Origin of the sequence: Mycobacterium palustre (genome assembly GCF_002101785.1) — a bacterium.
GTDB lineage: Bacteria > Actinomycetota > Actinomycetes > Mycobacteriales > Mycobacteriaceae > Mycobacterium > Mycobacterium palustre.
Window position 1 is genome coordinate 1 of sequence record NZ_LQPJ01000015.1, and the last position, 6,641, is coordinate 6,641.

Annotated in this window: 4 protein-coding genes and 2 pseudogenes; 4 read left to right on the forward strand and 2 right to left on the reverse strand. The window is 62.8% G+C overall.

All coding sequences use genetic code 11. The annotated features are described in order from the left end of the window. Positions 1–879: 879 nt before the first annotated feature. Complete coding sequence (locus AWC19_RS01310) at positions 880–1,950, reverse strand: ABC transporter ATP-binding protein (RefSeq protein WP_085076303.1); 1,071 nt, start codon at positions 1,948–1,950, stop codon at positions 880–882. A 551-nt stretch (positions 1,951–2,501) separates the two neighbouring features. On the opposite strand from AWC19_RS01310, the gene AWC19_RS01315 reads away from it, so the two are divergent. Then, a complete protein-coding gene (locus AWC19_RS01315; RefSeq protein WP_142280910.1) occupies positions 2,502–3,167 on the forward strand; it encodes a histidine phosphatase family protein in 666 nt (221 codons plus the stop codon). 396 nt (positions 3,168–3,563) lie between these two features. Here AWC19_RS01315 and AWC19_RS01320 read toward each other — a convergent pair whose 3' ends face one another. Next, positions 3,564–4,361, reverse strand: coding sequence for an SDR family NAD(P)-dependent oxidoreductase (locus AWC19_RS01320; protein WP_014711167.1), 798 nt, complete (start codon positions 4,359–4,361; stop codon positions 3,564–3,566). A 124-nt stretch (positions 4,362–4,485) separates the two neighbouring features. Here AWC19_RS01320 and AWC19_RS30235 point away from each other — a divergent pair. The 3 genes and pseudogenes from AWC19_RS30235 to AWC19_RS31360 all read left to right on the forward strand — a co-directional run. Then, positions 4,486–4,630 (forward strand): annotated as a pseudogene (locus tag AWC19_RS30235) (SDR family NAD(P)-dependent oxidoreductase); the annotation flags it as partial. Between the two features lie 58 nt (positions 4,631–4,688). Next, complete coding sequence (locus tag AWC19_RS01330) at positions 4,689–5,546, forward strand: HpcH/HpaI aldolase/citrate lyase family protein (protein ID WP_085076306.1); 858 nt, start codon at positions 4,689–4,691, stop codon at positions 5,544–5,546. Between the two features lie 2 nt (positions 5,547–5,548). Next, a pseudogene (locus tag AWC19_RS31360) lies at positions 5,549–6,562 on the forward strand (acetyl-CoA hydrolase/transferase C-terminal domain-containing protein); the annotation flags it as partial. Positions 6,563–6,641: the final 79 nt, after the last annotated feature.

A 6,641-nucleotide genomic window follows, 5' to 3' on the forward strand; every position in this document is an offset into this window, starting at 1 on the left:
AGAGACTCACGCGATGGCCCTCTTACGTCAGGGACCGACACGCCGCCATCACTTACACCACTCCCCGGGACGCTCCCCGCCGCGGCGCTGTTCCCGCCAGACCCGTTCGTCATGGCCCGTCCTCCTCTTCACAGCGACGGCGGAGGGGAGCCACTGCTGCGCCTCCGCGACTTCGGAGAGAATCCGGCTCACTTCAGTACTGTCGCAAAGAGCGCCGCTTACGCGCCACACTCATAGACCCGCCAATTGCAAACCTGCCGGAGGGCGTCGTACTGCTCTGCCGACAGATGTCTCATCGTTGCAGCAAGTGGGGAGAGTGTCTGGCGATACGCGCTCTTACACGGTCCCGACTTCGGTCACAGGGGAAGCCCATCGCTAACAGCGCCGTGGCGATCTGGGGATTTATCCATCGAAGTCCCCAGTACAGGTTCATCCAGCCCGCAGAGCGGGCTGTCAACCCAAACACAAAGGTCACGAACCCTTTCGAGTTCGTGACCTTTCGCGTCGCAGTTCGTTGAACCGCTCGATATGTGTGAAGGGGGACTTGAACCCCGGCGTCCCGTCGCCCCAGATCGGGCGTTCGGTCACTCCGGGACCATCCAGTTGTGGCCACGAGTCGATCCGACGTAGTTGGTCGTTATCGGCACGACGCGGCTCGCCGAGTATGGCACCTCGGCTGCATCGCCACGAAGGAAAGCGTAAAGCTCGCCATGAGCGTGTCCTAGCGACGAGTCTTTAGTGTTACGAGACCCGTTGCCATGGGCGCGGGGTTGCCGCTGCCCTGGCGGCGTAGTGCCCACGCCACGGCGATTCACGGCTTCTGCTCGACGCACCGAGGATCTGACGCGATGCGTGGTGCGTCCTGATCGCCACCCGATGTCAAGCCTGGGTTTGCACCACGATCGGTGCGGTCGCAGAGTCATCGCGACGGTGACTAGGACGGTCTTCGGCCCACTCGTTGGGGTAGTCGACGGTATTCTGCATCGAATCCAGAATGGCTTGCTGTGCTTGGTTGGGCAGGGTGTGCAGGATCTCGCGCACCCGCGCCTGGCGCCGGGCCACAGCCTTGCGCTCGGGCATGCCCGGCGACGCGACGATCTGCGGCGGCACGCCCTCGATCTCCTCGACACCACCGGCATGCTGGCCGGCGTCCAGCGCGGCCTGCTCTTCGGCCATGGTCGCCTCGTCCTTTTCCTCCGACATGCCGATCGGCCCGATCCGGCGACCGTTGAGGAACTGCCGCACCACGGGCTCATCACTGGTCAACAACACCTCACGCGGGCCGAACATGACCAGCTTGCGCCGGAACAGCATGCCCATGTTGTCCGGCACCGTGCGGGCAATGTTGATGTTGTGCGTCACGATCAGCACCGTGGCGTCGATCTGAGCGTTGATGTCCAGGATCAACTGGCTCAGGTAAGCGGTACGGACCGGGTCCAGACCGGAGTCCGGCTCGTCACAGAGGATGATCTGCGGATCCATCACCAGGGCACGGGCCAGGCTGGCGCGCTTGCGCATACCGCCGGAGATCTCGCCGGGGAACTTCTTCTCGTCGCCGCCGAGACCGACCAGGGTCAGCTTCTCCATGACGATGTCACGGATCTCGCTTTCCTTCTTCTTGGTGTGCTCGCGCAGCGGGAAGGCCGCGTTGTCGAACAGGTTCATCGAACCGAACAGGGCGCCGTCCTGGAACATCACGCCGAACAGCGTGCGGATCTCGTAGAGCTCCTTGGCCGAGCACTGCAGGATGTCGGTGCCGTCGATGACCACCGAGCCGCGCTCGGGCCGCAACAAGCCGATGAGGGACTTCAGGAAAACCGATTTGCCGGTACCCGACGGCCCCAGCAGGACGCTGACCTCCCCGGCGGGGATTTCCAGCGTCACGTCTTCCCAAATCCTCGAGGAACCGAAGGACTTCGTCAGCCCATTCACCTCGATAGCGACGCCCATGGGAAATCCTTCCGTCGATATGGGAGTGGTGAATTTGCTGTTGTCGGCCGAGTCGGCAGTGTCGCGTGCTGCTTGCGTCGCACGCGAGAGTTACGCCGCGAGATCCCCGACTGCGTGCCTTGGTCCTCTTGCAGCCCGAAGGCCATGATCTGACAGTCAGCCAGCGTTACGCAGGCTCCGTGATCGGAGCTCGGTTTCATCAAACCTCCGTTCGTGTGGCGGGCCGCCCGCCCCCGGGCTGGCGCCTGAATGATCACAGCACGCTGTCCGCTCCATTTTCTAGGGCGTCGTTGAATTTTTTCAAGCGATTTCATACAACGACGCCGCCTCGAACCTGACTGCGCACTGACCATGGTGACCTTACAGCCGCGCCAAACCATGGTTCAGCGGCCAAGATTGATGCGGCGTAGCTGCTCAAGGAGCTCTAAACTTCTCCCGTGAACCTGCGTACCGTCTCTGCGCGCACGTTGTCCACCACGAAGCCTCGCCATGCTCTGGTAGCTCGAACCATCGAAATCCGTATGACCGTGGGGAGATTCCTTACTGGCGTCATGGTTGCGGCGGCATCGATCGTGGGCTGCGGATCCGCGCAGGCGGCCGTCCCACGCACCATCACGTTGACAGTGGTGCGGCATGCGCAATCGGCTGGCAACGCTTCAGGCTTGATCGACACTTCGGTACCAGGCCCGGATCTCACACCCGAGGGATGGTGTCAGGCGACACTGGCCGCTGGGCGATTGAGCCCCAATCATTACGACGGCATCTACGCCTCGACCATGATCCGGACCCAGGAAACGGCCACACCGCTAGGGCAGGCGCTCGGCGAACCCGTCACCGTGTTGCCCGGTCTCCGGGAGATCGAGGCAGGTGAGTTCGAAGGCCAGCCCGAAGCCAACGCCCAGACCTACTTGGCTGCCCCGCGCCGATGGTTGCGAGGAGACTACAGTGCGCGGATTCCGGGCTCGCTGGACGGCAACGAATTCGCTGCACGGTTCGACGACGCGGTACGACACATCTACGAGAGTGGCGAGCAGAACCCGATCGCGTTCTCGCATGGCGCGGCGATCATGCTCTGGGTGCTGATGAACGTGCATAACGCCGATACGTCGCTATTGACCGAGAACCAGCTGACGAATACGGGCCATGTGGTTGTCACCGGAAATCCGTCCGAAGGCTGGACATTGACCGAATGGAACGCCGATCCCCCGCCGTGCTGACCTCACGGTGGCGATCCATGTGCCGTTGTCGTCGCTATCCTCGATGAGGCGCGTGTTTTGAGGCAGATTGCGCTCGCTCACCGACCGTGGACGCGCACGAGTAGAGGGCGTTCGGGAGCAGGCGCGGATATACTTCGACTTCCGTTGCTACTATCTGGCTACTGCCTGATGCCGGTGGAGGAATGCCCGGTTTGGTCGGAGCCTGACGCGATCGGGAAACCAAGTCCTCACCCGCGTACTCACGTTGCAGTCCACCCCGGCGGCGTCTCATTTCGACGATCGCCGCAAGGTGCCTCATTTTTCCTTGCCCTCGAAAACTGTTGGCTTGCACCGATGCTCAACCATACGGGAGCGCAGTGTCTAACGGAGGCTAGCGGCGGCCAGTGCGAACCGTCCTCATGGCATGGTGTATCCACCGCTGACTGAGATCATTTGGCCGGTAACCTGCCGGGCCGCACGCGGCGAAGAAAACCACAACACGGCGCGAGCCACGTCCTCGGCTGTAGTCAAACGACGCAGCGGGGTGTCTTTCAACATGAAGTCGATCTGCTTCTGATTGAACACGTTGTCCTGTCCCACCGCCCACAGACTGGCCTCGCCCACAGCATCGGGCCCCTCGGGAATAACCAAACCTGGACAAACGATGTTGGAGCGGATTCCGTGTCGGCCGTGCTCCCGCGCGGTAGTGCGAGCCAACGCCACCATGCCCGCCTTCGACGCACCATAAATGCTCTGCCGAATCTGACCGAACGCTGCGTCGCTGGCGACGAAAACAATAGCCCCGCCGCCGGCGTCCTTCATCGGTCCGATCGCCGCCTGCGTTGCCGCGAGCGCGCTGAACAGATTGACCTCGATAACGCGCTCCCACTTGCTCCGATCCGTGTCGGTGGCGATGAATCCCGGTACTGTCCAGCCCGCATTGTTGACCAGAACATCAATTCCGTCCCAGGCATCGACGGCGCGCCCCACTGCAGTGTCGGCACCATCAGGACGGGTCATATCGGCGATCACTACTTCAACAGCCGACGCGCCCCGCTCTAGCGCCTCCGCGCGTACCTTTTCCGCCTGCGGCTGATCGATATCGTTCAGCACGACGCGAGCACCTTCGGACGCGAACTCGTGGACGATCGCCCGCCCGATATTCGACGCCCCGCCAGTCACCAACACCCGGGCATCGGCCAAACCTAAGTCCACAATCATTCCTTTCCGGCCCAGCGTGCTTGAGAGCACTCCACCCACTGGTTTAACCTAGATTAGAAATCTCGATCAGATTTGTCCATGACTCGACTACATCCACATAGAATGGAGCCACTCGACGATGACGAGGCCGCTGCTGGCAGACAAGGTCGCCGTGGTGACCGGAGCGGGACAAGGCATCGGCCGTGAGATCGCACGCACACTGCATTGCCACGGGGCGCAGGTGACTTTGGCCGATCTTGATGGCAGCGCCGCGCGCGATGCTGGCAGCGAGACCTACAAGATCGTGGTCAGCCATCAACCGGCGGTGCGGCAGTGACTGAGATGCACGACATCCTCACCGGCGCCCGCAGCTTACTGTTCGTGCCCGGTGACCGTCCCGATCGCTTCGCCAAGGCCGCCGCCAGCGGCGCCGACGCAATCGTGCTCGATCTCGAAGACGCCGTCGCCCCAGAGGCTAAGGGCAATGCGCGCGATGCCGTAGCCGAGTGGCTGGCCGCGGGCGCAACTAGCGTCGTCCGCATCAATGGAACCGGAACCGATTGGCACGACGAGGATCTCGCGATGGTGGCGCGTCGCGAGTGCGGCGTCATGGTCCCCAAAGCGCGTAGCGCTGCTCACCTCGCCGAAATCTCGGGTCAGCTACCTACCGAAACACCGTTGATCGCGCTCATCGAAACGGCCCCGGGCGTGCTGGCCGCGGCCGAGATCTGCGCCGCAGACGCCGTGGCGCGTGCGGCGTTCGGCAGCGTCGACCTGAGCGCCGAGCTTGGCATTGATCCCGACGACCATGACTGCCTGCAGTACGCGCGTAGCGCGCTGGTAATGGGCTCCGCTGCCGCCGGACGCGCAGCGCCGCTGGATGGAGTAACGACAGCGGTGCACAACGACGGAGCCGTAAGTGCCGATGCCGCTCGTGCCGTGCGGCTGGGATTCGGTGGGAAACTGTGCATTCATCCCCGGCAGGTGGGCATCGTCAACTCTAGTTTCAGTCCATCGGCGGACGAACTGGCGTGGGCCCGACGGGTAGTTGCTGCCGCCACTGACGGCGGAGTACGGACAGTTGATGGCCGCATGGTGGACAAGCCGGTGATCGACCGCGCGGCCCGCATCCTGGCGCGCACGGATGAGGCTTTCTCCCGCGAGGCGAGCGTCGGCTACCTAAGCCGCGTGCAGCAATGACATTGTCGACGAAGCTGCGTCAGCTTGCCGGCCCCCAGGTGACTATCGCTCTTGGTGACGGGGTTGGCGCACTGAACACCTTATAGAAGATGGCCTCTGCGTGGGCGAGACGCTCAGCCGGTTCGCCGCGGACACAGATTCGGTGACCCTGGTTCTGGGATGGAATCCGGTCCTGCCGCCGCGGTTTGGCACCCGACGCCTTCACTCGTATCGTCACCCTGTTGCCCGGATGGGGCATGCGAAAGTTATTGTCTCAGCCGGTCACCCGGTCAGTTCCAACCAGGATGGCCGCGATTCCTGCGCTACTGGTAGGACATCTTTGCCCCGACTTGCTGATCACCCGGATGACTCGCATCGGCGATGGCCTGCAATTTTGCACAGAGGTGTCCTGGCAGCAGGCACTTGTTGACGCCGGGGTGGCGCTGTGGGTAGTGCTCGACGAGGCCGCACCAACAGCCAGTGCTCAGGCACCCATAGGACTGGACGTGGTCACCGTCGTCGGGCACGCCGGCGACTTTTCGGCCGAAATACCTTCTCGCCCAGCAGATCCAGTCTATACCGTGTTGGCCGACTGAGTTCTGCGGTTCATCCCGGAGGGAGCAACTCTGCAATACGGCCCAGGACAACTGGGCGCCGCAATCTTGCAGCGCGCAAGAAAACCGTTATCGATCGACACCGGCTATCTCACCGACGCCGTCATCGACCTGGAACGGCAGGGTCTGTTGGTAGGTCGGCCCTCTGCGACCTACCTCTTCGGCAGCGCCGATCTCTACCGGTGGGCCGACCGAGAACCAATTTTGCGCGGCGTCGATTACACCCATGATGTCACTCGGCTATCTCGTGGGGCGCCGTTCGTGGCGGTCAATACGGCTATCGAGATCGATCCCGTGGACCAGATCAACGTGGAAGGCGTCGCGGAGAACGTCGTGGGCGGCATTGGCGGCCACCCCGATTATTGCACCGCCGCGCGGCTGAATCGCCGTGGCCTGTCGATCATCGCCGTTCCCGCGCGCTTTAAGTGGCAATGTCAACTTGAAGTGGCCCCAGTGTGACGGCTAGTTTTGGCCCCCCCTTCGCGGTGCGTTGGGATTTTCT

Bases quoted from the DNA above. Each gene is read 5' to 3' on its own strand.
- AWC19_RS01310 (WP_085076303.1), bottom strand. From the start codon at position 1,950: ATGGGCGTCGCTATCGAGGTGAATGGGCTGACGAAGTCCTTCGGTTCC.
- AWC19_RS01315 (WP_142280910.1), top strand. From the start codon at position 2,502: ATGGTTGCGGCGGCATCGATCGTGGGCTGCGGATCCGCGCAGGCGGCC.
- AWC19_RS01330 (WP_085076306.1), top strand. From the start codon at position 4,689: ATGCACGACATCCTCACCGGCGCCCGCAGCTTACTGTTCGTGCCCGGT.